Origin of the sequence: Arthrobacter sp. SAFR-023 (genome assembly GCF_051965295.1) — a bacterium.
In the GTDB taxonomy this organism is placed as follows: Bacteria; Actinomycetota; Actinomycetes; order Actinomycetales; family Micrococcaceae; genus Arthrobacter.
The window spans coordinates 101,643-125,150 of sequence record NZ_JBQCMF010000001.1 but is presented as its reverse complement, the minus strand read 5'-3'; the positions used below and the strand labels follow the sequence as shown (position 1 = coordinate 125,150).

At 68.4% G+C, this 23,508-nt stretch carries 20 protein-coding genes; 11 read left to right on the top strand and 9 right to left on the bottom strand.

What is annotated here, in order from left to right; genetic code table 11:
- Positions 1-53 precede the first annotated feature (53 nt).
- From ACTHQX_RS00570 to ACTHQX_RS00560, 3 genes are all read left to right on the top strand, one after another.
- Complete coding sequence (locus ACTHQX_RS00570; protein ID WP_440155138.1) at positions 54-1,226, top strand: exonuclease SbcCD subunit D; 1,173 nt, start codon at positions 54-56, stop codon at positions 1,224-1,226.
- Complete coding sequence (locus ACTHQX_RS00565) at positions 1,223-4,363, top strand: AAA family ATPase (protein WP_440155136.1); 3,141 nt, start codon at positions 1,223-1,225, stop codon at positions 4,361-4,363. Before ACTHQX_RS00570 ends, ACTHQX_RS00565 begins: the two co-directional genes overlap by 4 nt.
- Before the next feature lie 110 nt (positions 4,364-4,473).
- Positions 4,474-5,853: an MFS transporter gene (locus ACTHQX_RS00560; RefSeq protein ID WP_440155134.1), complete on the top strand. Its 1,380-nt coding sequence runs from the start codon at positions 4,474-4,476 to the stop codon at positions 5,851-5,853.
- On the opposite strand, the gene ACTHQX_RS00555 is transcribed toward ACTHQX_RS00560, so the two are convergent.
- On the bottom strand, positions 5,841-6,575 hold the full coding sequence (locus ACTHQX_RS00555; protein WP_440155132.1) for an IclR family transcriptional regulator: 735 nt from the start codon (positions 6,573-6,575) through the stop codon (positions 5,841-5,843). The genes ACTHQX_RS00560 and ACTHQX_RS00555 overlap by 13 nt on opposite strands.
- Before the next feature lie 251 nt (positions 6,576-6,826).
- Between ACTHQX_RS00555 and ACTHQX_RS00550 the strand changes: the two genes are divergently transcribed.
- Positions 6,827-8,158 (top strand): MFS transporter, encoded by a 1,332-nt coding sequence (locus ACTHQX_RS00550; RefSeq protein WP_440155130.1) that lies wholly within the window; start codon positions 6,827-6,829, stop codon positions 8,156-8,158.
- Here the strand turns inward: ACTHQX_RS00550 and ACTHQX_RS00545 are convergent.
- The 3 genes from ACTHQX_RS00545 to ACTHQX_RS00535 all read right to left on the bottom strand — a co-directional run bounded on the left by ACTHQX_RS00545 (position 8,155) and on the right by ACTHQX_RS00535 (position 11,215).
- The gene (locus ACTHQX_RS00545) at positions 8,155-8,808 is read right to left on the bottom strand and encodes a phosphoribosyltransferase (protein WP_440155129.1); all 654 of its coding nucleotides are present in this window, start codon (positions 8,806-8,808) and stop codon (positions 8,155-8,157) included. The genes ACTHQX_RS00550 and ACTHQX_RS00545 overlap by 4 nt on opposite strands.
- 75 nt (positions 8,809-8,883) lie before the next feature.
- Complete coding sequence (locus ACTHQX_RS00540; protein WP_236803905.1) at positions 8,884-9,711, bottom strand: alpha/beta fold hydrolase; 828 nt, start codon at positions 9,709-9,711, stop codon at positions 8,884-8,886.
- A 121-nt stretch (positions 9,712-9,832) separates the two neighbouring features.
- On the bottom strand, positions 9,833-11,215 hold the full coding sequence (locus ACTHQX_RS00535) for an amino acid permease (protein WP_440155128.1): 1,383 nt from the start codon (positions 11,213-11,215) through the stop codon (positions 9,833-9,835).
- 186 nt (positions 11,216-11,401) lie between these two features.
- Here ACTHQX_RS00535 and ACTHQX_RS00530 point away from each other — a divergent pair, with 186 nt between their 5' ends.
- From ACTHQX_RS00530 to ACTHQX_RS00510, 5 genes are read left to right on the top strand one after another with little or no spacing between them, the layout of a single operon-like run.
- The gene (locus ACTHQX_RS00530) at positions 11,402-12,112 is read left to right on the top strand and encodes an NUDIX hydrolase (RefSeq protein WP_236809353.1); all 711 of its coding nucleotides are present in this window, start codon (positions 11,402-11,404) and stop codon (positions 12,110-12,112) included.
- Positions 12,109-13,416 (top strand): quinolinate synthase NadA, encoded by a 1,308-nt coding sequence (gene nadA, locus ACTHQX_RS00525; RefSeq protein ID WP_440155126.1) that lies wholly within the window; start codon positions 12,109-12,111, stop codon positions 13,414-13,416. Before ACTHQX_RS00530 ends, nadA begins: the two co-directional genes overlap by 4 nt.
- Positions 13,417-13,428: 12 nt before the next feature.
- Positions 13,429-15,195, top strand: a complete 1,767-nt coding sequence (nadB, locus tag ACTHQX_RS00520; protein ID WP_440155124.1) for an L-aspartate oxidase — start codon at positions 13,429-13,431, stop codon at positions 15,193-15,195.
- On the top strand, positions 15,188-16,060 hold the full coding sequence (gene nadC, locus ACTHQX_RS00515) for a carboxylating nicotinate-nucleotide diphosphorylase (RefSeq protein WP_440155123.1): 873 nt from the start codon (positions 15,188-15,190) through the stop codon (positions 16,058-16,060). Before nadB ends, nadC begins: the two co-directional genes overlap by 8 nt.
- Before the next feature lie 7 nt (positions 16,061-16,067).
- Positions 16,068-17,231 carry a cysteine desulfurase family protein gene (locus ACTHQX_RS00510; protein WP_440155121.1) on the top strand — a complete coding sequence of 388 codons (1,164 nt, stop codon included), beginning with the start codon at positions 16,068-16,070 and terminating at the stop codon, positions 17,229-17,231.
- A gap of 8 nt (positions 17,232-17,239) precedes the next feature.
- On the opposite strand, the gene ACTHQX_RS00505 is transcribed toward ACTHQX_RS00510, so the two are convergent.
- A complete protein-coding gene (locus tag ACTHQX_RS00505; RefSeq protein ID WP_440155119.1) occupies positions 17,240-18,118 on the bottom strand; it encodes a fumarylacetoacetate hydrolase family protein in 879 nt (292 codons plus the stop codon).
- A gap of 74 nt (positions 18,119-18,192) precedes the next feature.
- Positions 18,193-18,855 (bottom strand): DUF1684 domain-containing protein, encoded by a 663-nt coding sequence (locus ACTHQX_RS00500; RefSeq protein WP_440155118.1) that lies wholly within the window; start codon positions 18,853-18,855, stop codon positions 18,193-18,195.
- A gap of 84 nt (positions 18,856-18,939) precedes the next feature.
- Between ACTHQX_RS00500 and ACTHQX_RS00495 the strand changes: the two genes are divergently transcribed.
- Together ACTHQX_RS00495 and ACTHQX_RS00490 are read left to right on the top strand one after the other, a co-directional pair.
- Positions 18,940-19,728 (top strand): hypothetical protein, encoded by a 789-nt coding sequence (locus tag ACTHQX_RS00495; RefSeq protein ID WP_440155116.1) that lies wholly within the window; start codon positions 18,940-18,942, stop codon positions 19,726-19,728.
- A 73-nt stretch (positions 19,729-19,801) separates the two neighbouring features.
- Entirely contained in the window at positions 19,802-20,608 is an 807-nt protein-coding gene (locus tag ACTHQX_RS00490; protein ID WP_440155115.1) for a transglutaminase-like domain-containing protein, read from the top strand.
- Positions 20,609-20,693: 85 nt separating this feature from the next.
- Here ACTHQX_RS00490 and ACTHQX_RS00485 read toward each other — a convergent pair whose 3' ends face one another.
- From ACTHQX_RS00485 to ACTHQX_RS00475, 3 genes are all read right to left on the bottom strand, one after another.
- The gene (locus tag ACTHQX_RS00485) at positions 20,694-21,176 is read right to left on the bottom strand and encodes a MarR family winged helix-turn-helix transcriptional regulator (protein WP_236803885.1); all 483 of its coding nucleotides are present in this window, start codon (positions 21,174-21,176) and stop codon (positions 20,694-20,696) included.
- The gene (locus ACTHQX_RS00480) at positions 21,173-22,285 is read right to left on the bottom strand and encodes an LLM class flavin-dependent oxidoreductase (protein WP_440155114.1); all 1,113 of its coding nucleotides are present in this window, start codon (positions 22,283-22,285) and stop codon (positions 21,173-21,175) included. Before ACTHQX_RS00480 ends, ACTHQX_RS00485 begins: the two co-directional genes overlap by 4 nt.
- Positions 22,286-22,452: 167 nt before the next feature.
- Positions 22,453-23,406: a hypothetical protein gene (locus tag ACTHQX_RS00475; RefSeq protein ID WP_440155112.1), complete on the bottom strand. Its 954-nt coding sequence runs from the start codon at positions 23,404-23,406 to the stop codon at positions 22,453-22,455.
- Positions 23,407-23,508: the final 102 nt, after the last annotated feature.

Here is a 23,508-nt window from a genome sequence, read left to right as displayed (position 1 = left end):
CGCCGAGGCGCGGGGTCGGCTATTTTGTCGGTACCCGCGTCTAGCTTATGAATATGCGGTTATTGCACACTTCCGACTGGCACCTGGGCCGGTCCTTCCACGGCGTCGGCATGCTGGACGCCCAGCGCGCCTTTGTCGATCAACTGGTAGCCCGGGTCAGGGAACTCTCCGTCGACGTCGTGCTGATCGCCGGCGACGTCTACGACAGGGCACTGCCCGGCGTCGATGTGGTCGACCTCCTGGACGATGCGCTGGTCCGGCTGACCGGGGCAGGCGCACAGGTGGTGCTGACCAGCGGAAACCATGACTCCGCCATCCGGCTCGGCTTCGCCTCCCGGCTTCTGGAGAAGGGCGGTGTTCACCTGCGGACCCGCCTGCAGGATCTGGACGTCCCCGTCCTGCTTCCTCTCGGCGGCACGGGGACCGACCCGGTACTGGCCATCTATGGCATCCCTTGGCTCGAACCCCGGCTGGTCGCCGAACAGCTCGGAGTGGACACCGCCAGTCACTTCGAAGTCACCCGTGCCGCCACGGAACGCGTCAGGGCCGACGTCGCCACGCGCAGCGAATCCCGGACGGTCCATTCCGTTGTGCTTGCACACACCTTCGCCAGCGGGGGCATCAGCTCAGACAGCGAACGCGATCTCAGCATCGGGGGAGTGGGTGCCGTGCCGCTGGACCTGTTTGACGGCTTCAGCTACACAGCACTTGGCCATCTGCACGGCCGGCAGTCCCTGTCCACCGAGGTGCGGTATTCGGGCTCGCCGTTGGCCTACTCGTTCTCCGAAGCAAAGCACCAGAAGGGCGGCTGGCTCGTTGACGTTGACGGGTCCGGGGTCACGGCCGTGGTGGAGATCCTCTGGGACGCGCCGCGGAAACTTGCCGTCCTCCGGGGGACACTCGACGGGCTGCTGGAGTCCTCGGAGCACGCCTGGGCCGAGCAAGCCTACTGCCAGGTGACCCTGACGGACGCCCAGCGGCCGGCGCAGGCCATGGAGCGGCTGCGTGCCAGGTTCCCGGATACGCTCGTCCTCGGTTTCGAGCCGGAGGGGGCACCCGCCGCCTCGCAGGCGAGCTACAGCAGCCGGCTGGCGGAGGCGGAGGATGACCTCGCCGTCTGCTGCGGGTTCCTGGAACACGTCCGCGGCCGGGAGCCGGACACGGCGGAACAGGCCGCCCTCACCGAAGCTTTGGAGAACGTGCGTCTGCAGGAGGCATCACTGTGAGGATCCATCGTCTGGAAATCTCCGCGTTCGGGCCGTTCGCCGGAACCGAGGAAATCGATTTCGACCGGCTGAGCGCCCACGGGCTGTTCCTGCTTAATGGCCCCACCGGCGCTGGCAAGACCAGCGTGCTGGATGCCCTCTGCTATGCCCTCTACGGGTCCGTGCCGGGCGCGCGGCAGGACGGAAAGAGACTGCGCAGCGACCATGCCGACTCGGCTGCCGAACCCCGCGTGACCTGCGAATTCACGGCCCGCGGCAGGCGTTTTGAGGTTTCCCGCTCGCCGGCCTGGGACAAGCCCAGCACCCGCGGACGGAACGGGTTCACCACGCAGCAGGCCAAAACGCTGCTGCGTGAACGGGTGGCAGGTGCGTGGGTAGAAAAGTCCGGCCGGAACGACGAAGCCGGGGCGGAGATCACCGCGCTCCTCGGCATGGACCGGGAGCAGTTCACCCGCGTGGTTCTGCTCCCCCAGGGGGACTTCGCCGCGTTCCTCCGGTCCAAGGCTTCGGACCGCCTCGACTTGCTGCAGAAGCTCTTCGGAACCGAACGGTTCGAGGCAGTGGAACGGCAGCTTGCGTTACAGGCCGCCGGGGCTGTCAGTGAAGTAGCCGATCTTGAGGGCAGGCTGGCCCTGCTGGTGGCGAGGGCCAGGGCGGAGGCCACGGCCCTCGAAGTCGACCCCGACGCGGCGCCGGAACCCGCCGACGGTCCCGAACTGCTGTCATGGCTGGAGTCTGCCGCCTCCGAGCGTGCCTCTGCCCTGGCCGAGGATGCGGCATCCGCCGAGGTGCAGCGCCGCGGGTGCACGGAGCGGCTCGAAGCGGAGCTGGCAAGGGAGGAAAGGCGCCTGAAGCTTGCTGCTGCCCTGCGCCGGAGGGCAGATGCAGAGGCCGCCGCGCCTGGACTGGCCAGCGCGGGAGCCGCGCTTGACCTGCACCGGAAGGCCGAGCTCCTGGGCGGCCAGCTGAAGGCCGTGACCGCCGCCGAATCTTTGCTTGTACGGGCGGAAAGAGCTGCGGACCTCGCCTTTGCGGGCGTGCGGGAGGCAGTGAGCTCAAGCTCGGAACTGCCAGTTATGGAACTGCCAGTTGTGGAACACCGCACCGCGGAACACGGCACTGCGGAACACGGCACCGCGGAACACGGCACTGTGATTGAACACAGCGCCCACGCACAACACGCCGCCGTCGACGTCGCCGCAGAGCTTTCGCGGCTGCGCTCGCTGGCCGCTGTGATCGGTGAACGCCTTGCCGATGAGGACCGGTTGGGTGGCCTGCACGCACGGGCCGCCGGGCTTGGGCAGCGGCGGCAGGAACTTACCCGTTCCGGAGATGACCAGGCCGTCAGGCTGCTTTCCCTCCGCACCGAGATGGAGGCTCTGCGCGCAGCGCTGGAGCCGCTGGAACAGCTGGCAGGGGAATCCGTGCTGCGGACCAAGGAAGCCGCAGCCGCCGACGAGCTGGTGGATGTTGTCCGGCGCTACGGCATTGCTGCGGCCGCATGCGCTGCGGTCACCGAGCGGCACCTCAAAGGCCGGGAACACCACCAGGAACTGCGCCGGCAATGGCTGGACGTCCGGGAAGAACGCCTTGCCAATGCGGCGGCCGAATTGGCTTCGCGCCTGGAACACGGGGCGCCCTGCCCCGTCTGCGGCAGCCCGGAGCACCCCGAGCCGGTTCCCGCCGGGGACTCCGTCCTGGGGCTTGCCGAGAAAGAGGAACGGGCCAAGGAGCGCAGCGAGGCGGCCGAAAGGGCGCTGGCTGCACTGGAAGCGGAGCTTTCCGAGGCCAGGCAGCTAGTCGCCGTTCTCGCCGGCCAGGACGGCGACACCGATCCCGCCGAAGCGGCGGAAGCCGCCCAGTCCGCCCGGGAAGCTGCTGCCGAGGCGGCTGCGGCCGTAGCAGAACTGGCAGCGAGCAGGAGCCGGCAGGAGGAACTGGCTGAGCGCATCGAGGCCACGGAGCAGCTGCGAGTGGACCTGCTGTCGCAGTTGGCGCAAACAGAATCCGCCCTGACCGAGATCGAGGGGCAGTCCAACGCCTTGGAATCGTCGCTCGAAACGCTTCGTGCCGGCCACGCCAGCCTCGCTTTCCGCAGCGACGCCGTCGCCCAGCTTGTCGACATTCTCGAACAGGCAGACGCTGCCCGGTCGCAGCTGGACCAGGCTGCCGCCCGGCTGGCAGAGGCACGGACCGGGCTGGACCGCGCTCTTCCCGAGGCCGGATTCGCGTCCGCCGCCGAGGCCCGCCAGGCGCTGCTGCCGGGGACGGAAGCGGCGAGGCTGGAGTCTGCCGTCCAGGCCGGGCGCGACGAGGAGGTGCGGCTGGAGGAACTGTTCGCCAGCGAAGAGCTCGTTGTCGCAGCCAAGGAACGCAGCGCCAGGGAAGACGAAAGCGGCTCCACGACCACCCCCGCGGACCTGGACCTGCTGCGCACCGAAGCCGAACAGGCCGCCGAGGCAGCAAAGGACATCGCATTGGCGGCGGGTATGGCGCGGCAGGCCGCCCAGACGCTGGGACGCCTCCGTACGGAGTACGGGGAACTCGCTGAATCCGGCCGGGAGCCGCGGGAACGCGCCGAACTCCTGAAAGGCCTCGCCGAAGCGGCCCGCGGCTCCGGCGACAACAGCTACCGAATGAGCCTTAACGCGTACGTCCTGGCGGCGCGGCTCGAACAGGTCGCCATTGCCGCGTCGGAAAGGCTCGTCGCCATGAGCGACGGCCGCTACACCCTGCAGCACTCGGACGCGCGGGCAGCCCGGAACGCCAAGTCCGGGCTCGGGCTGGAAGTCGTGGACGAATGGACCGGCCGCCGCCGCGACACCTCGACACTCTCCGGCGGGGAATCGTTCATGGCCTCACTGTCGCTGGCCCTTGGCCTCGCGGACGTGGTGCAGCAGGAAGCCGGCGGTGTCGACATTGAAACGCTGTTCGTCGACGAGGGCTTCGGCAGCCTCGACGAGCAGGCACTGGAGCAGGTCATGGATGCACTGGAGGGCCTCCGCGACGGGGGCCGCGTGGTCGGCCTCGTGAGCCACGTGGGGGAGATGAAGCAGCGCATCGGCAGCCAGCTTCAGGTGGTGAAGCAGCGCAACGGCTCCACGGTGCACATCGTTGATGCGCTCGTAACGGTCTGAACCAGGTGATGCCCGCCCCGCGGCGGGCGGGGTCCAGTACCATGGGACTGTTACCGGGTTCAGCGCATCGGGAGGAGGGACGATGCGCACGACTGAACGAGCCCGCATACATGAGCACTTCAACGGCGCCCCAACCACCCGCCGACCCCCGTCCCATTACCCCGTCCGCCAACACTCCGGCGCCCGTCCCGCAGTTCGGTGGCCGTTTCGCGCGCCTGCCGGCGCTGGCGGGCAGGGGATTCCTGCCAGTGGGCCTCTTTGCCCGCCTGCCCCTCGCGATGCTGACCCTGGGAACCCTCACCCTTGCTACGTCTGTCACCGGCTCCTACGCCGTAGGCGGGGCCGCTGCCGGCGCCGTCGGTATCGGCTCGGCCGTCGGTGCGCCGATCCTCGGCTGGCTGGCCGACCGGCTCGGCCAGCGCCCGGTACTGCTGATCTCGGCCGTCCTGAACGTCGTGGCCGTACTTGCCGTCATTGCCACCGCGTATCTGATTCCCGGCGTGCACGACGTCGGCGCCGCCTGGGGCGTCATCGCGGCCGCTCTGGCGGCCGGCCTCAGCTGCCCCCAGGTTGGCCCGCTGGCCCGCGTCCGGTGGATGGCGCTCACAGCCGAAAGTCGGCGGGCCGGGGACAGCACCGATCTGGATGTCGCGCTGTCCTATGAGAGCACGGCCGACGAACTGACCTTCGTGCTCGGTCCGGCCCTTGTGGGCGTGCTGGCAAGCTTGGTCGCCCCGTGGCTGCCGCTCGCCCTGGCCGCCGCGCTCACCCTCACACTCGTTCCCGCCTTCGCCGTCCACCGTACCCACGCCGCTGTTCCACGGCGGGCTGCCGCCGGCACCCGCGCCGGCAGCCGCGCAGTCAGGGGAAATGCCGCCGGAAATAATGCCGAAGCCCGGGCCGGCAGCCGCTTTGCCGGCCTGGCCCGCGTGGCACTGCCGGTCCTGGCCATGGTCTGCATGGGCACGTTTTTCGGCTCCACACAGGCAGCCTTGAGCGCGTTTGCCGCCGGTTTCGCAACGTCGGAGGCGGCCGGACTCCTGTACGCCGTCATGGGAATCAGCTCGGCCGCGGCCGCGATCTCGGTGGCCTACTGGCCGGCCGGATTCCGCGTAACTGCCCGCTGGGTGACCGGCGCGGCGGCCATGGCCGGGCTTTCAGCCCTGCTGTTCCTGCCAGCCGACGGCTGGGGCATGGTGCTGGTACTGCTTGCGCTGGGCCTGCCGGTGGGCCCGGTCATGGTCACGGTGTTTGCCATCGGCGGGCTTGTGGCTCCCGCGGGCCGGCTGGCCACTGTGATGACGGCCCTCGCCAGCGGCATCGTCGCCGGCACGGCCCTGGGTTCCTCCCTCGGCGGCCAGTTGGCACAGGAAGGGGGCCACCACGCCGCCTTCCTCGTTTCGGCAGCCGCCGCGGCGGCGCTGTTCGCTCTCGGGGCGGCGGCCTCCGCCGTCGTCCGTTCCCGCAAGCGCTCAGCTCAGGCGAGCTGAGCTTCGATCCGGGCCGCGCTGGCCGTCAGGGCAGCGGCCACCTCGGCCGGATCCTCCGATGAGCGGATATAGACGACGGCGACAGCCGCCGGGCGTCCGCCGGGCACACGGACCGGCGCGGCAAGCGAAGAGACCCCCGCGATCACTTCGTCGTGGCTTGCCGCGTAACCGCGCTTGCGCGCCTCTCCTGCCTCTGGGCGGTACGGCACGGCGGGAGCCAGCTGGCTCCACTCGTGCTCCGTCAGGGCGGACTGTATGGCGATGCCGGGTGCGCCGGAGCTGATCGGATGGCGCGACCCCGGATGCTGCACCACTGTGGCGGCCGAATGCCGTGGTTCCACCGTCACGAGTGTCACGCATTCCTGGTGGTCCCACACCGCCACGAAGGCCGTCATGTTAAGTGTGTTGGCCAGCTGGGTCAGTTCCGGCAGCGCTGCGGTCTGAAGGTTCCGCGAAACGCCGCGCGCCAGAACGGCTAGGCCGGGGCCGGGCTGGACCCGCCCGGCGTCGTCGCGCACCAGCAGGGAGTGATCCTCAAGGGTCCGCAGGATCCGGTAGGCCACGGAACGGTGGACGCCCATCGCCTCCGCCAGCTCGGCAATGGTCAGCGGGCGCTCTGCGTCGGCAAGGATTTCCAATGCGCGGATGCCCCGTGAGAGCGTCTGCGATGGCGAGGTCTGGGCGGGCGCAACCTGCGCTGCGGCACCGGCGTCGGGAGTCATGCTGTCCATCCTAGGCAGGTAAAGCGGGGCGGCCGGCCAAAGGGGCTCACGTGGCCTGTTGCCGTACGTCGTTCTCTATGAGATTTCTGTGTTCAAATATGGAACATTGTAGCCGCTTGCGCACCGAACCGGTCGAGGGGTGCGCCAGATCACACTTCGTAGTATCCTCACACTAACTGACCGTTCGATCGGTAAATCGAACAGCTTCACATCAAACTTGGCAGTAGCACTGCCCCGGCCACGGAGTTTCAATGACCGCAACTTCACCCGTAGATTCAGAGGTTGGCCCCAGCAGCAAGCGGGAGGAACGCAAAGTCCTCGCCGGCACGCTGGTGGGCACCACCATCGAATGGTACGACTTCTTCATTTTCGCCCAGCTGACGGCAACCCTGCTGTCCCCGCTGTTCCTCGCCCCGCTCAACGAATCCAACCCGGGCCTGGCGCAGATCCTTTCCTTCGCCCTGATTGGCATCAGCTTCCTGTTCCGGCCGCTCGGCGCCATCGTTGCCGGACACCTGGGCGACCGCCTGGGCCGCAAAGCAATGCTGGTGTTCACCCTCATCATGATGGGCGCCGCAACGGCCCTGATTGGCATGCTGCCGACCTACGCCCAGATTGGCGCGTGGGCACCAATCCTGTTGATCCTCCTCCGTGTGCTCCAGGGCTTCTCCGCCGGCGGCGAATGGGGCGGTGCCGCCCTCATGGCTGTGGAGCACGCGCCGCTGCACAAAAGGGGGCTGTTCGGCGCCTACCCGCAGATCGGTGTTCCCGTGGGCATGATTCTGGCCACCGGGCTGCTGTTCTTCCTGAACTCCGGAATGTCGAAGGAAGATTTCGCCTCCTGGGGCTGGCGCGTTCCCTTCCTGCTCTCCATCGTGCTGATCGTGGTGGGTTACATCATCCGCCGCGCAGTCGGCGAAAGCCCGGTCTTCAAGGAAATGGCCGCGCGCAAGGCCGAAAGCAAGGCGCCCCTCGGCGAGCTCATCCGCCATCACAAGAAGGCGGTTCTGCACTCCACCCTGATCTTCATCGGCAACAACGCGGCAGGCTACCTCCTGATCGCCTTCTTCATCGCGTACGCCACCAGGACACTGAAGATGCCCACGCCGCAGATTCTGCTGGCCACCACGCTGGCATCCTTCGGCTGGTTGATCTTCACACTGGTGGGCGGTTGGCTCTCGGACCGGATCGGCCGGGTCAAGACCTTCCTGACCGGCTACGCGATTGTCTTCGTCTGGATGATCCCAATGTTCGCCCTCATCGACACGAAGGACATCGTGCTCTACGGCGTGGCGCTGTTTGTCCTCACGGTGGGCCTGGGCCTGTCCTACGGCCCCATGTCGGCCATGTATGCGGAGATGTTCCCCGCCAACGTGCGGTACTCGGGAATTTCGATCGGCTACGCGTTCGGCGCCATCCTGGGCGGCGCGTTTGCCGCCACCATCGCCGAGTCACTCCTGCTGGCCACCAAGTGGACCGGCTCCATCGGCATCTACATCATGGTTCTGTGCGTCATCTCGGCCATCGGCGTGATCCTGGCGAAGGAGACTCGGGGCCGGCCCCTCGGCGTGAGCCGGCACTAGATGCGGGCGCCGTGCAGCAGGGCAATGGCGTCCTCGTCCCGCAGTTGCTCGAAGTGCCGGTAAAAGGCCCCCACTGCCCGGAACCTTCCGGGCAGGTGGAGGCACAGGACATCGCACACACGGGACAATGACTTCTCTGCCTCGATCGAACCGACGGGCGCGGCGGCCACTACTGCTGCCGCGCCGGCCATCCGTACAGCCTCGACGGCCGCCCGCATGGTGGCCCCGGTCGCCAAGCCGTCGTCCACTAGCAGGGCCGTCTTGCCGTGAACATCGGGGTGCACGGCCGGATAGCTGTCGGCGCGGCGCATGAGTTCGGTCCGCTCCCGTTGCTCCACCTGGTCGAGCCACTCCTGCCGCACGCCGTCGTCCAGGATCCGCTCCACGAGCGGCCTGTTGAGAAGGCGGACGATCCTTCCGCCTGAGTAGGCGAGCGCGCCGTACGCGGTCTCGTCATGACCCGGGATGCCAAGCTTGCGGACCAGCAGGGCACCGAACGGCAGGTGCAGGACCTCGGCCGCGGCGGCGGCCACCGGAATGCCGCCCCGGGCCAGGCCCAGCACCAGGGTGTCCGGGCGCTCGCGGAACTGCGGCAGGGCGGCCGCAAGCTGCCGTCCTGCGTCTTCCCGGTCCTCAAAAACCATGCCCATGGGTTCCTCTTCCGGTGTCTCCGCCCCCAAAGTCCAGCCTACGCCGGTCGGCTCGGGTGGGAGCTGCCGGTTCCCTTAACTGCCGAGGAACGCGATGGCGGCCTGCTTGAAGGCGCGGCTGGTAATGGCGTTGGTGTGGGTGCGGCCGGGCAGCACCAGCTGCTCGGCCACGGAACCAGCCTTAGCTGCCAGTTCGGCAAGCTGCGGCATGGACGCGGCGCGTTCATCGTTTTCGCCGGCGACCAGCAACACGGGCATGTGCGGCACGGCCTCGGCCGGATCGTACGGTTCACCCTTGATGGCCTCCACCAGGGACAGCAGCGCGAAGATGTTGTTGCTCGGCAGCGCCTGCGCCATGCTGAGGAGCCCGGCAGTGGAGGCGTCGGCAATGGGCGTGCCGTCGGCCAGGTAGCGCTGGGCGGCGACGAGGTCGAAGGCTGCCAGCGGGTCCGCCATGTTGGGGCCGCCCAGGACGAGCCGGTGGACCAGTTCCGGCTGGGTGGCGCCGAACTCCCAGCCGAGCCGGGAACCGAGGGAGTAGCCGATCACGTCCAGCCCGCTGGCGGGGTCACCGTCGCGCAAAGGCCGGGCTCCGGCGTCGAACGCGATCTGCAGCAGGTCCGCCCTGATCCGGCTGGGGGAGTAGGAGTCCATGTCCTCCGGCGCGCCGCTCCGGCCGTGTCCGGGGAGATCGACGGCGATGACGCGGCGGCCGGCCTCCAGCAGCGCCGGGATCCAGCCGGTGTCTTCCCAGTTCAGCTTGCTGGACGCGGAGAAGCCGTGGATGAGCAGGATGGGGCGGAGTCCAGCGTCGTTCTGGGGGTCGTGCACCGCGACGTACAGCTGCGGGTCGGTCCCCTCGACCGTGTGGGAGTGCTGTTCGCCGGTGTGTCTGCCGCTCATCGCCTCAGTCCTCGTCAAGTCTCAGTCCTCATCATGTACTGGGCTCGCCGGGACTGCTTCGTCGCCGGTCCGCCGTGGATGGGCACCACTCTACCTGCCGGCGGAGCGGGAAAATCCACGGCTAGGAGCGCCGGGCGCGCCGGGATCCCGCGATCCGGGCCCCTGCCCAGCAGGCGGCCGAGATGCCCGCAATCAGCAGCAGCGTGCTGATCAGCTGGATGCGGCTGCTCTCGGCGCTGAAACCCACGGCAAACACCAGCCCCAGCAGCACAAGGCCGAACACCGTGAGCCCGGGGAAGCCCCTCATCCGCAGCGGCAGGTGAGTGCCGTCGCGGTCTGCCCGCCGGCGCAGGATGAGCTGGGAGACCAGTGCCGAACCCCAGACCACGAGGCACGTGGACCCGACGAGCTGGAACAGGGCGGGCAGGATGCGTTCCGGGAACAGCAGTTCCAGGACGGTGGCGATGAACCCGAAAGCGACCGAGACGCCGACCGCGACCATCGGCACGCCCGCGCCGCTCAGCCGGGACAGGAAACCGGGAGCCTCGCCGCGCTCTGCAAGCGAGAACACCATGCGGGACGCCCCGTACAGGTTGGCGTTCAGGGCGGACAAAAGTGCGACGACGGCCACCAGGGTGATGGCGGTGGCGGCACCCGGGATGCGGGCGGCATCCAGGACGCCCGCGAACGGCGAGGACAGCGCCTCCGAGGTGGCCGGAAGAACGGCAGCGATCACGAAGACGGAGCCGATGTAGAAGACGAGGATCCGCCACACGACCGTCCGGATGGCCTTGGTGACGCTGTGCTCGGGGTTTTCGGTCTCGGCCGCTGCGACGCTGACGATCTCCGTGCCGCCGAACGCAAAGATCACCACGAACAGTGCGGTTGCAATGCCGGCCAGGCCCGAGGGCGCGAAGTCCCCGGTGACGTTGGCCAGGCCCGGGGATGCCGCGTCCGGCAGCAGGCCCAGCAGCAGCGCGGCGCCGATGGCCAGGAACAGGACGATGGCGGTCACCTTGAGGATGGCAAACCAGAACTCGAACTCGCCGAAGTTCTTCACACCGGCCAGATTGATGCCGGTGAACACCACCATGAACACCAGGGAGAGCGCCCATACCGGAACCACCGGCCAGACTGAAAACAGCAGCCCCGCGGCGCCGAGCGCCTCGGCGGCGATGACCACCACCAGCTGCAGCCACCAGAGCCAGCCCACTGTTGCCCCGGCGGTCTTGCCCATGGCGCGTTCGGCGTAAACGGAGAAGGCTCCGCTGTTGGGGTTGGCTGCCGCCATTTCGCCCAGCGCCCACATGACCAGGATGATGAGCGTGCCGGCCACAAGGTAGGAAACCAGGACCGCCGGGCCCGCCGCCTGGACGCCGGCGCCGGAGCCCAGGAAAAGCCCGGCGCCTATGGCGCTGCCCAGGCCCATCATGGTGAGTTGCCTCGGCTTCATGCTGTGGCGGAGCTGTACTGCGGGTCGCTCCGCCGTGGACTTCGTCGTCATGCTGCGTACCTTCTTGGGGTTGGGGAACTGGTCCTTTTGGGACCTTTTGAATTTACACCCAACTTCCGGCGAAACATTTTGCATCCCGGACGACCGGCCGTAGAATCAGTTTGAGTCAACTTGACTATAACTAACCGGGGCGGGCACCAGACGGGCCCGCCGATCGCAGCGAAGCGGGTGATTACCGTGTACACCACCTCAGCCAACGTGGCCGAGCGGCAGTCCGCGCCGCCGTCGCTCGCCATTTCCACGGTGATTTTCGCCCTCCGCCCCAGCGAGTCCTCAGGCCGGCCCACCCTGTGGATTCCGTTGGTCCGGCGGATCCGGGAGCCCTTCAAGGGGCTCTGGGCCCTGCCCGGCGGTCCGCTGACCCATGCTGAATCCCTGCAGGACGCCGCCTCGCGGAACCTGAGGGAAACAACCGGGCTGGCGCCCAGCTACCTTGAGCAGCTCTACGCCTTCGGCGGCCTGCACCGCTCGCCCACGCAGCGCGTGGTGTCCATCGTCTACTGGGCGCTGGTCCAGCCCACTGAAGCGGCGCTCGCGGACGAATCCGAGAACGTCCGGTGGTTCCGCGCCGACAAGCTTGGCAGCCTGGCCTTCGACCACAACGGGATAGTGGACTACGCACTCTGGCGCCTGCGGAACAAGCTGGCCTACGGCTCCATCGCCTACCACTTCCTGGGGGAATACTTCACCCTCGCCCAGGTCCGCGAGGTCTACGAAGCCGTGCTGGACACGCAACTGGACCCCGCCAACTTCCGCCGGCAGATCAAGTCGACGCCGGAAATCGAAGAAACCGGTGAATACCTGCAGGGCGGCAAGCACCGCCCGCCGCGTCTTTACCGCTTTACCGGCCGCCCCGGCCTTGACCCAGATAACAGGAGCACCCCATGAGCAGCGTCAACACTGCCATCCAGCTGATCACGCGTGAACAGGCCGAGCTGGCCCAGGCTGCCGGCACCGGCGGCACCTGCAGCCCGGCGCTTGCCAAGGGTCCCTGGGAATACGACCTCGCGGAAACGCTCGCCGGCGTTCCCGCCTACGGTCCCGGCGCCTCCAGCGCGGACGTCGCGCCTGCCTCCACGCCGCGCCAGGGCCAGCTTCCCGAGGAGTACAAGATTGCCGGTGAAGCTGAACTCGATGCCCGGATCCGGGCTGCCAAGGCCACGCTCGGGGACCGCGCCGTCATCCTGGGCCACTTTTACCAGCGCGACGAGGTTGTCCAGTACGCCGATTTTGTCGGCGATTCATTCCAGCTGGCCAACGCCGCGCTGACCCGGCCCGATGCCGAAGCGATCGTGTTCTGCGGCGTGCACTTCATGGCCGAAACCGCTGACACCCTCTCCACGCCGGAGCAGGCGGTCATCCTGCCCAACCTTGCTGCCGGCTGCTCCATGGCGGACATGGCCGACGCCGACTCCGTGGAGGACTGCTGGGAGCAGCTCGAGGAGATTTTCGGCACCGGGCCCGACGCCGAAGGCCGGGTTCCGGTCATCCCGGTCACCTATATGAATTCCTCCGCGGCGCTGAAGGCTTTCTGTGGCCGGAACGGCGGCATCGTCTGCACGTCCTCCAACGCCAAGACGGTCCTCGAGTGGGCCTTCGAGCGCGGCCAGCGCGTCCTGTTCTTCCCGGACCAGCACCTCGGCCGGAACACGGCCAAGGCGCTGGGCGTTCCGCTCGAGCAGATGCCCATGTGGAACCCGCGCAAGGAACTTGGCGGCAACGACGAGCAGGCGCTGCTGGACTCCCGCGTGATCCTCTGGCATGGATTCTGCTCGGTCCACAAGCGCTTCAGCGTGGCCCAGATCGAGAAGGCACGCGCCGACTTCCCGGGCGTCAACGTCATCGTGCACCCGGAATGCCCCATGGAGGTGGTGGACGCGGCCGATTCCGCCGGGTCCACTGACTTCATCCAGAAGGCCATCGCGGCGGCCACCGAGCCCACGGTCTTCGCGATCGGCACCGAGATCAACATGGTGAACAGGCTGGCGGCCCAGTACCCGCAGCACACCATCTTCTGCCTGGACCCGGTCATCTGCCCGTGCAGCACCATGTACCGCATCCACCCCGGCTACCTGGCCTGGGTCCTCGAAGAGCTTGTCGCCGGCCGCGTTGTCAACCGCATCACCGTGGACGACGACGTGCAGCAGGACGCCAGGACAGCACTCGAGCGCATGCTCGCCGCCAAGCCCTAACAGGGAGCCGCAATGACCATCCCCAGCGAACACGGATCTGCCGGCCGACGGCGGCTCGCCGTCGTCGGCAGCGGCATCGCCGGCCTCTACGCCGCGCTGCTCGCGGCGGAGGCAGGCGCCGACGTGGTGCTGCTGACCAAGGGCGCGCTCGCGGACAGCAATACGTATTTCGCCCAGGGCGGCATTTCCGCCGTCCTGGACGAGCCGGCACCCGGCGACACCGTGGCCGCCCACATCGCCGACACCCTGAAGGCCGGTGCCGGGCACTGCAATCCGGCGGCTGTCCGGGTGCTGTGCACCGAGGCGCGCCGGGACATCGCCGGGCTCGGCCGCTTCGGCGTCCGCTTTGACCTGGACGACGACGGCGACCCCGCCCTGGGGCTCGAAGCGGCCCACTCCGCGCCGCGGATCCTGCGCGCCGGCGGCGACGCCACCGGCGCGGGCATCGCCAACGCCCTGATCTGCGCCGTGCTGGCCGCGCAGGCCACTGGCAGGATCCGGCTGCTGGGCCACGCCAGCGTCACAGCCCTCCTCCAGCAGGGCCGGCGGGTCACCGGCGTTGAGTTCCTGCAGGACGGCCGGCCGGGCAGCATCCAGGCCGACGCGGTGCTGCTGGCCACCGGCGGGGCGGGTCAGCTGTTCGCCCAGACCACCAACCCATCCGTTGCCACCGCGGACGGACTTGCCCTCGCCTGGCGCGCCGGTGCCGCCGTGGCAGACCTGGAGTTCTTCCAATTCCACCCCACCTGCCTCGTCCGCCAGGACAAGGGAGCAAAGTCCGACGGCGGCCAGGACCCGCTGCTGATTTCCGAGGCCGTCCGCGGTGAGGGTGCCGTCCTCGTGGACTCACACGGCCACCGCTTCCTGCATGGGTACCACCCCGACGCCGAACTCGCCCCGCGCGACGTCGTTTCCCGCAGCATTGCCCTGCACCTTGCCGTGCTCGGTAACCCCACCGGCCACGTCTACCTGGACGCCCGGGTTCTCGAAGGCGCCAGGGGAGCAGGGTTCCTCAAACGCCGCTTCCCGACCATCACACGGGGCACCCGCGAAGCCGGCATCGACTGGACCCGGGAGCTCGTCCCCGTCGCACCGGCCGCGCACTACTGGATGGGCGGCGTCTCCACCGACCTGCACGGCCGCACCACCGTCCCCGGGCTGTATGCCGCCGGAGAAGTAGCCTGCACCGGCGTCCAGGGCGCCAACCGGCTTGCCAGTAACTCGCTTCTCGAGGGACTGGTGTTCGGCCGGCGGGCTGTAGAAGCATTCCTGGCGGAACCGTCGCAAGACAGCACTACTCCGCGTGCTAGCTCAGCCGCTAGCGGCCTCCCTTTGACGCACGCTTCCGTAGCACTGTCCCGCGACTTCGTGGCGGACGACCAAAACGCTCCGCCCTACCCCGGGAAAAAGCGGGGATATGGTCCTGAACGTGATGTGTCCGCGGTTCCCGGCGAGTTCTCTCGGGACGCCCTGCGGCGGCTGATGACTGCCAAGGCCGGGGTGTTGCGCAGTGGCGAGCTTCTGCGGGAGGCGGGGGCAGCGCTTGGGGTGTGGGCCGCCGTCGTGCGTCCTGAAGCGGTGCCGCAGTCAGCGGACCCGGCCACGCACGAGGACGCCAACCTGCTGCTCGCCGCGCAGCTGCTGGTCCACGCGGCGCGAGAGCGGCAGGTGTCGCTCGGCGCGCATTACCGGGATGACAGCCGGCCGGCAGATCTTCCAGTCGGCGACCTTGACGAAGAATTCAGAATGAGCCCGAAAGCGAGCCTTGTCCATGACTAGCCTGACCCTCCCTGCAGCACCCGTCCGCGAGATCCTGGAGCGGGCCTTCGCGGAGGATGCGCCCAGCGGTGACATCACCTCGCAGCTGCTGATCCCAGCCGAGGCCAGCGCCACCGCGGTGCTCAAGGCCCGCGTCCCGGGCGTCTTCAGTGGCGGCAGCGTGTTCCGCGACGCCATGCTGATGGTGGACCCGGACACGCAGGTGGAGCTGCTCGTGGCCGACGGCGAAACCTTCGCCGCAGGGACAAAGCTGGCACGGGTCACCGGCCGGGCGCGCAGCGTGCTGCTGGCCGAGCGGGTGGGCCTGAACCTGGCGCAGCGAATGAGTGCCATCGCCACCAAGACAGCCGAATTCGTGGCACTGGCTGCCGGCACCAAGGCCCGCATCACGGACACCCGCAAGACCACCCCCGGCCTGCGCGTTCTGGAGCGGTACGCCGTGCGCTGCGGGGGCGGCGCCAACCACCGCTACAGCCTGTCCGACGCCGTGCTGGCCAAGGACAACCACCTGGCCGTTATGACCGGGGGAGACCCGGCGCGGCTGACGGCGCTGCTCGCTGACGCGAAGGCCCAGCTCGGCCACACCACTCATTTCGAGGTGGAGGTGGACAGCGCCGAGCAGATCGAACCCGTCCTGGCCGCCGGCGTGGACACCATCATGCTGGACAACTTCAGCCTGGAGGAACTCCGTGCCGGCGTCCGGCAGGTGGCCGGGAGGGCCATTGTCGAGGCCAGCGGCAACGTCAACCTCCGCACCGTGGCGGACATCGCCGCCGCCGGCGTGGACGTCATCTCGGTCGGCGCCCTGACGCACAGCGTCACGGCCCTGGACCTCGGCCTGGACGTCGAACTGACAGTGGGGTGAGCACACCATGATCTTCCTGGACGCAGCAGCCACAACACCGGTCCGCCGGGAGGTGCTGGAGGCCATGTGGCCCTACCTCACCGGCGAGTTCGGCAACCCGTCAAGCCACCACTCGCTCGGTGACTCCGCCGCGCGGGCACTCGCGGACGCCCGGAAGACTGTCGCCGCGGTGCTCGGCTGCCGGCCAGGGGAGATCACCTTCACGTCGGGCGGAACGGAGGCGGACAACCTCGCCGTCAAGGGGATTGCCCTGGCCCGGCAGGCCGCGGACCCGGCGCTGAACCGGGTGGTGATCAGCGCCGTCGAGCATCCTGCTGTGGAGGAGTCCGCACGGTACCTCGAACGCTTCCACGGTTTCGCCGTGGACGTCGTGCCGGTCGACGGGAGCGGAACCGTGACCCCGGAGGCACTCGCCGCGGTGCTGCGGGACGAAACCGCGCTGGTCAGCATCATGTATGCCAACAACGAGGTGGGGACCGTCCAGCCGGTGGCCAAGCTTGCGGACCTGGCGCGGGGGCGCGGGATCCCGTTCCACACCGACGCCGTGCAGGCCGCCGGCTGGCTGGCGCTGGATGTGCGGGCGCTCGGCGTGGACGCGCTGAGCATCTCCGGGCACAAGCTCGGGGCGCCCAAGGGCAACGGCGTCCTGTTCGTTCGCGGCCGGACCCGGATCGAGCCCCTGGTGCATGGCGGCGGCCAGGAACGCGGCCGGCGCTCGGGCACCGAAAACGTTGCCGGTGCCGTGGCGCTGGCCACCGCCCTCACCCTGGCGCACGCCGACCAGCCTGCGCTCGCGGCCCGCGTCACGGGACTGCGCGACCGTTTTATTGCCGCCGTGCTGGACACCATTCCCGGTGCCCTGCTGACCGGCCATCCGTCTGAGCGGCTACCCTCCGTGGCGTCGTTCTGCTTCCCGGGCACCAGCGGGGAATCCGTGCTCCTCGAACTCGAGCGCCAGCGCGTGGTGTGCTCCAGCGGCTCGGCGTGCGCGGCCGGCTCGGATGCGCCGTCGCCGGTTCTGGTGGCACTCGGCATCGAAACGGAGGTGGCGCAGACCGCCGTGCGGTTCAGCTTTGATTCGTCGGTGACCGCCGCGGACCTGGAGGCGGCCGCCGCGGCGGTGACGGCCGCCGTCGGAAGCGTCCGGAACCTGGGCCTGATTCCGGGTTAAGGTGCCGGTCAGCTGGCGGCCGTGACGGGGTTGGAAAGCTCTCCGATCCCGCCCACCCGGCAGGTGACGGTGTCGCCGGGCTGGATGCCGGCGCTCGCCGCCGGGAACCCGGTGAGCACCAGGTCGCCGGGATGCAGGGTCATGAATGACGTCAGGTAGACCAGGATCTCATCCACCTTCCAGCCCAGGTCCGCGGTGCTGGCCGTGGGCAGTTCGGTACCGTTATGGACGACGCCGACAGGCAGGTCCGCATGGTCCAGTCCGGTGACGATCCAGGGGCCGGCCGGCGTGAAGGTGTCCTGGCTCTTGGCGCTCAGCCAGAGCTCGTCGGACTTTTGCAGCTTGCGCGCGGTGACGTCGTTGCCGATGGTGTAGCCCAGAACCGCCGTCCGCGCGCTGCCGAGGGTCAGGTTTTTCGCTGTCCGGCCGACGACGACGGCCAGTTCCGCCTCCGGCTCCACCAGTCCGATTCCCGCCGGCAGTTCAATCGGCTCGCCCGGGCCGATCACGCTGGTGGCCGCCTTGTGGAAGGCCTGCGCGGGAAGGTTCCGGCCGGCCTGCCCCGTGTTGTGGGCCATCCCGAGGACGTTGGCCGGGACGCTCGGTGCCAGGAACGTGAAACTGTCTTCGGGAACCTCAGCTCCGGGTTCCCATCCCTTGCGGTGGGCGCTGCCGGCATTGGCGCGCGAGCCGGGGAACGGCGACTCTACTACTGTCCAGGTCCGGCCGGCGATGCCCGCGAAGTCCGCGGCGTCGTTGGCCACGAAGAACTGTTCGGGAAGCTGTCCGTTGTCCGAGTCTGTCCCCGGGGCTGAGGATGGGGACGACGACGGGGCAGGGGCGAGGGGGCGGACGCGGGCGATCCGCCGCGGAAAAGCTGGGGTCATTGAGCCATCGTATGTGCCCTGTGCGTATGTGTCCTGTGAAGAATACCTGCGGAGCGGCCCCGAACTACGGGACGTCAGTACAGCTCGCCGACGGGGATCTCCACGGCCAGCCGGTTGGCGGGGCCGGCGAGCGGGCAGGCCCAGGCCTCGTTGTAGGCACACGAGGGGTTGTAGGCGAAGTTGAAGTCCAGCACGTACTGGGCGTCGGGCCCGGAGCCGCGGACGCCATGGAACGCGCCCTTGATGGTGTCCAGAAGGTAGCGGCCGGCACCATAGCTTCCGCCGGGCTTTCCGGCGCTGGCGTCGCGGAACGGAACGAAGATCCCGCCGCCGTAGCCCATCAGTTTCCACACGGCCAGCTGCCCCATCTCGGGAAGGTCGAATGTTCCCAGCCGGACAAACCTGACCAGCCCGTCCGTCCCAGTTTCCACGGTCATTTCCCGCCCGGCCCCTTCCTTGGTCAGGGGTACGTAAAAGCGGTAGATGGGATCATAGTCCGCCGTTTTGAGCCCGTAGAAGGACGCCTTGGCCTCGGCCGTCAGGGCCGACGCAGCATGAGTGCCGAACATGCGGTCGCGCTCCTGGCGCCAGTAGGCGTGCGCTTCCTCGGGGCTGTCCGCGGCGATCTTGCGCACAGTGTCATAGAGGGCGAAGGTCCGCAGCCGCCAGTCGGCAATGTCGACGGCGGACATGCCCGCCAGGGTCTGCTCGGCTGCGTCCAGCTCATGTTCGGCCATGACCTCAGCCTAGTTGCTAATTCACGGTCGAAACGCCGGCGGGCATCCCCGGGTCGGGCCCGGCGTCCGGGCTAGGCTGGAGCCATGACAGGGATCACGGCCTCTGGACGCACGGGCATCGCCGCCGTCGTGCTGTTGACTGCAGGACTGATCGCCGGCTGCAGCAGCGACGGCAAGGGCGCGCCCGTCTGGACAGTGGAGCCTGGCACGAGCCCGGCTGCCGGGGCGGCCTCGGGTTCCGCGAGCCCCACCGGCACTGCATCGGGCAGTGCCTCGGCCTCGCCCGGCGCCACGGCAGCGGCTTGGAAGGTCTTCACCGACCCTGCCAAGACCGTGAGCTTCGAGCTTCCGCAGGACTGGATTGCCCAGTCGGTGGAACCGGACAAGGGAACCCTTCCCGGCGCGGTGAAGATCGAGGTCAAGGACGCGGAAGGCGGCTATCTGGCCACCTTGCAGACGGGCCTGCCGGAGGCATCGGCAGCAACGTGTGCCGCCTCCGCCCGCAAATCCTACGTCGTCGTCAGCAGTGTCCCCGTCGAGCTGCCGCACAGCGGCGGGCAGGGGACCATCGACCCGCACGTGGTGTTCAGGGTGATCCAGGGTTACCGCTACTTCGGCTCCTACGGCATCACCAACCTGGTGGGCGGCGCCGATTCCAAGGCCTGCCAGTTGCAGAACGTGGTGCAGGGCCTGGCCGGCAAGGGGAACTACGCGTTCAGCGACGTGCGCTCCCTGAAGGCGTTCGCCCCGGATGAAAAGGTGGCCCCGGCCAAGGCCTTCGACACCCTTGACCAGGCCGCCGGCTATGTCAACGAGGGCCCCGAATTCGCCAATGTCCAGCGGATGCTAATGTCTCTGAAGATCAAGAACTAGTCCCGCTGCGCCTCCGGCACATCCCCCGCCCGCAGCCGCGACTGGCTGACGCCGCCTCACACCCCGGAGACTCATGGAACGAACTGTTGCTGCCCGCCTGGTATTCAAGACCGTGGCCGACACCAAGGTGGCAATGGCCATCTCCGTGGCGAGGAACGCCGGCTACACGTCCTTCGAGGAAAACCTCAGCGTGACGGCGGGCGGGGAACAGGTTCCGCTGACCGAGCTTTCGGACCACCACGGCGGCAGGTTCCACTACATGGAGTTCGCCGAGCCCACGGAGGTCACGGTGGATTACTCCGCGACCGTCGGAGGCCGGGCCGAACCTGAGGATGCCGCGCTGATGGAGCTGATCCGCTACGTCCGGCCCAGCCGCTACGCGGAGTCCGACCGGCTGCTCCCCACATCGTATGCGGAGTTCGGCGGACTCCAGGGCGAGGAGCTCCTGCACGCCGTCCGCAACTGGGTGTTCAACGAACTGCGCTACGTCAGCGGCTCCTCCCGGGGAACCGACGGCGCCGTGGAGACCCTCCTGAACCGGCGGGGCGTCTGCCGGGACTATGCGCACCTGGCCATCTCGCTGCTGCGCGCCAAGAACGTGCCTGCCAGGCTGGCGGCCGTCTATGCGCCGGGCCTTTCCCCGATGGACTTCCACGCCGTGGCCGAGGCCCATATCAACGGGGCGTGGCACGTGATCGACCCCACCGGCCTCGCGCCCAGGGAGGCCATGCTGCGCATCACGGCCGGGCGCGACTCCTCGGACACAGCCTTCCTGTCCACCGTGGGCGGCAGCCTCTCCCTCCGGGAAATCCGGGTTATGGCCACGGTGGACGGCGAGCTGCCGGCGGAGGATCCGGACAAGCTGGCCGTCATCCGCTGACCGGAACTATCCGCTTAACTGGCGTCCCGGCGTCGGCCGTCCGACGGCGGCGCCGCCTGCCGTCCCGCTGCCGGGACGGCAGTGACTAACGAGACGGCAGCGACGCGCGCAGCTTCTCCGTGAGCCGCAGCAGTTCCCGCTGCTCTGCCGCCGTCAGTGCCGGGCCAACGAGCTCGGCGATGTCCCGCACGTGCTCCCGGCCGATCTCCTTCTGCAGCGCGGCGCCCTCCTCGGTGAGTTTGAGCAACACGCCCCGGCCGTCGTCCGGCGCCGGCGTGCGTTCCACGAGGCCGCGTTTCTCCAGCCGGTCCACCAGCCTGCTCAGGCTGGACTGGCTCAGGAGCACGTTGTCGTTCAGTTCGTTCAGGCGCAGCCAGCCTGACGGGCACCGCGACAGTGTGAACAGCACGTCATACTCGTTCACCGCCAGGTCCCGGAAAGCGGGGCCGGACTGCAGCCGCCGCATCACGGCCACCTGGGCGCGGAACAGCGACTCCCAGGTTTCGGCGGCCAGCCGGACTGTGGACATCGACGGCCCCGACGTCCCCGAGGCTGTCCGGGGTGTCATCGCGACTCCGTCGGGGAGGCAGCGGTTTCTTCGGCTGCGATCCGTGCGGCAACGCGTCCGGCGTGCGTGGGCGGAGCCGGGATGTGCGCCGGCGTGCGGTCTGCGTACTCCTTGCGCAGGACCGGCAGGACTTCTTCGCCGAACAGGTCCAGCTGCTCCAGGACGGTCTTCAGCGGCAGCCCTGCGTGGTCGATCAGGAACAGCTGGCGCTGGTAGTCACCGAAGAACTCGCGGAACGTGAGGGTCTTCTCGATGACCTCCTGGGGGCTGCCGACGGTCAGCGGCGTCTGGGACGTGAAGTCTTCCAGTGACGGGCCGTGGCCGTAGACGGGGGCGTTGTCGAAGTACGGCCGGAACTCCTTCACGGCGTCCTGGGAGTTCTTCCTCATGAAGAACTGCCCGCCCAGCCCCACGATGGCCTGGTCCGCCTTGCCGTGGCCGTAGTGCTCGTAGCGCTCGCGGTAGAGGCTGATCAGCTGCTGGTAGTGCTCCTTGGGCCAGAAGATGTTGTTCGCGAAGAACCCGTCGCCGTAGTAGGCAGCCACCTCCGCGATCTGTGGGCTGCGGATGGAGCCGTGCCACACAAAGGGGGACACGCCGTCGAGCGGGCGCGGGGTGGAGGTGAAGTTCTGCAGCGGCGTGCGGAACTTGCCGGACCAGTTGACGGTGTCCTCATCCCACAGCTTGCGCAGCAGGCTGTAGTTCTCGATGGCGAGCTCGATCCCGTCCTGGATGTTCTTGCCGAACCAGGGGTAGACCGGGGCCGTGTTGCCGCGGCCCAGCACCAGGTCCACGCGGCCGTCGGCGAGGTGCTGCAGCATGGCGAAGTCCTCGGCGATCTTGACCGGATCGTTCGTGGTGATCAGAGTGGTGGCGGTGGACAGCGTGACGCGCTCGGTCTGCGCGGCGATGTATGCGAGCGTGGTGGTGGGGGAGGAGGAGAAGAACGGCCGGTTGTGGTGCTCACCGATGGCGTAGACGTCCATGCCGATTTCTTCGACCTTCTTGGCGATCGCCACGGATGCCTTGATGCGCTCGTGCTCGGTGGGGGTCCGGCCCGTGGTGGGGTCCTGGGTGATGTCGCTGACGCTGAATACGCCGATCTGCATGATGAGCCTTCCGTTCGCCGAGGTTGTTCGGGCCTGTGTTAACAGTGTACCCGATTTACATGCATTTGCATGTACTGCCCTCAACGTCTTCAGCGTCAGGTTATTCCCGGCCCTCCCAACTGAGTAGCAGTTCAGGGCGTTCCCAGCGCCGGGAACGTCCTGAACTGCTACTCAGATGGGGACCAGCCACGCGCCAGGAGCGCCAAGCGGACCTTTCGGACGGCCGCCCGCGCGTCGTTCTCCATGTGCGCCTTCCCGATCCGCACCAGGATCCAGCCCGCGGCCGCGAAATCCTCGTCGCGGCCGATATCCCTCAGCACCTGTGCCGGATCCGAATGGCCTTCACCGTCGTATTCCACCGCCACACGGAACTCCGGGTAGGAAAGGTCGGGTTGGCGCACGACGCCGCCAACCAGCGTTACAGGGACGTTGACGTCAGCTTCGGGAAGGCGACGGCGGGCCAAGGCAAGCCGGAGCCGTGTCTCGGGGGCAGAATCCGCGCCGACGCGCGCCTGTTCCAGTGCCAGTCGGGCCTTCCTGATCCCGGGCGTTCCTTTGTGCCTGTCCAACATGTCGGCGAGTTCGTCGCTGGTGGCATGGGCTGCGGACCTACCCTCGAATTCGGGGCGGGGACGGCGCAGGAGGTGGTCAGCCACCACCGTAAGCTCGTCGACACTCATCCGCCGTGCGATGTCCAGCCACGTCCGGGCCCTGCTGGTCACGAACACCCCGTAGAGTTCCACGACTTCGTCCGGAAAGAACTGCCCGCGGTGGCCCACCACACCCCGGCGCTGGGTGATACTAACCGCATCCGGACGGGAAATGTGGATGCCCGGCCTGTCGGCGCCCGGGAGAAAGCCGGGGAACTCCCACAGCAGGAACGCCGTGGCGTGTGACGCGGCCGAAAGACGGGCCACCAGCGTGTGCGGCCTGGCCAACTGTGCAAGCTGCACCAGGCACTCGGGGCTGGTGCCGGCTCCCGAAGGCATCCGGATGCCCCGGCTGGGAGTCACGAGGCCGCCGTTCTTCAGCCGGGCCCGGGTAACTCCGGCGTTGAGAGCCTCATCCACGGTGAAGGCCACGGCCGAGAGATGCTCCGGCAACGGGCTCGGATATTTCATGGCCCCATCGTGCCAAAAACGAGAGGCGGGATTTGAGTTATCCACAGGGCGCACGGCAGGCACGTGATCTTGGTAGCAGCAGAGGGCGTTCCCAGCGCTGGG

Bases quoted from the DNA above. Each gene is read 5' to 3' on its own strand.
- ACTHQX_RS00570 (WP_440155138.1), top strand. From the start codon at position 54: ATGCGGTTATTGCACACTTCCGACTGGCACCTGGGCCGGTCCTTCCAC.
- ACTHQX_RS00560 (WP_440155134.1), top strand. From the start codon at position 4,474: ATGAGCACTTCAACGGCGCCCCAACCACCCGCCGACCCCCGTCCCATT.
- ACTHQX_RS00555 (WP_440155132.1), bottom strand. From the start codon at position 6,575: ATGACTCCCGACGCCGGTGCCGCAGCGCAGGTTGCGCCCGCCCAGACC.
- ACTHQX_RS00550 (WP_440155130.1), top strand. From the start codon at position 6,827: ATGACCGCAACTTCACCCGTAGATTCAGAGGTTGGCCCCAGCAGCAAG.
- ACTHQX_RS00545 (WP_440155129.1), bottom strand. From the start codon at position 8,808: ATGGGCATGGTTTTTGAGGACCGGGAAGACGCAGGACGGCAGCTTGCG.
- ACTHQX_RS00540 (WP_236803905.1), bottom strand. From the start codon at position 9,711: ATGAGCGGCAGACACACCGGCGAACAGCACTCCCACACGGTCGAGGGG.
- ACTHQX_RS00535 (WP_440155128.1), bottom strand. From the start codon at position 11,215: ATGACGACGAAGTCCACGGCGGAGCGACCCGCAGTACAGCTCCGCCAC.
- nadA (WP_440155126.1), top strand. From the start codon at position 12,109: ATGAGCAGCGTCAACACTGCCATCCAGCTGATCACGCGTGAACAGGCC.
- nadB (WP_440155124.1), top strand. From the start codon at position 13,429: ATGACCATCCCCAGCGAACACGGATCTGCCGGCCGACGGCGGCTCGCC.
- nadC (WP_440155123.1), top strand. From the start codon at position 15,188: ATGACTAGCCTGACCCTCCCTGCAGCACCCGTCCGCGAGATCCTGGAG.
- ACTHQX_RS00510 (WP_440155121.1), top strand. From the start codon at position 16,068: ATGATCTTCCTGGACGCAGCAGCCACAACACCGGTCCGCCGGGAGGTG.
- ACTHQX_RS00505 (WP_440155119.1), bottom strand. From the start codon at position 18,118: ATGACCCCAGCTTTTCCGCGGCGGATCGCCCGCGTCCGCCCCCTCGCC.
- ACTHQX_RS00500 (WP_440155118.1), bottom strand. From the start codon at position 18,855: ATGGCCGAACATGAGCTGGACGCAGCCGAGCAGACCCTGGCGGGCATG.
- ACTHQX_RS00495 (WP_440155116.1), top strand. From the start codon at position 18,940: ATGACAGGGATCACGGCCTCTGGACGCACGGGCATCGCCGCCGTCGTG.
- ACTHQX_RS00490 (WP_440155115.1), top strand. From the start codon at position 19,802: ATGGAACGAACTGTTGCTGCCCGCCTGGTATTCAAGACCGTGGCCGAC.
- ACTHQX_RS00485 (WP_236803885.1), bottom strand. From the start codon at position 21,176: ATGACACCCCGGACAGCCTCGGGGACGTCGGGGCCGTCGATGTCCACA.
- ACTHQX_RS00480 (WP_440155114.1), bottom strand. From the start codon at position 22,285: ATGCAGATCGGCGTATTCAGCGTCAGCGACATCACCCAGGACCCCACC.
- ACTHQX_RS00475 (WP_440155112.1), bottom strand. From the start codon at position 23,406: ATGAAATATCCGAGCCCGTTGCCGGAGCATCTCTCGGCCGTGGCCTTC.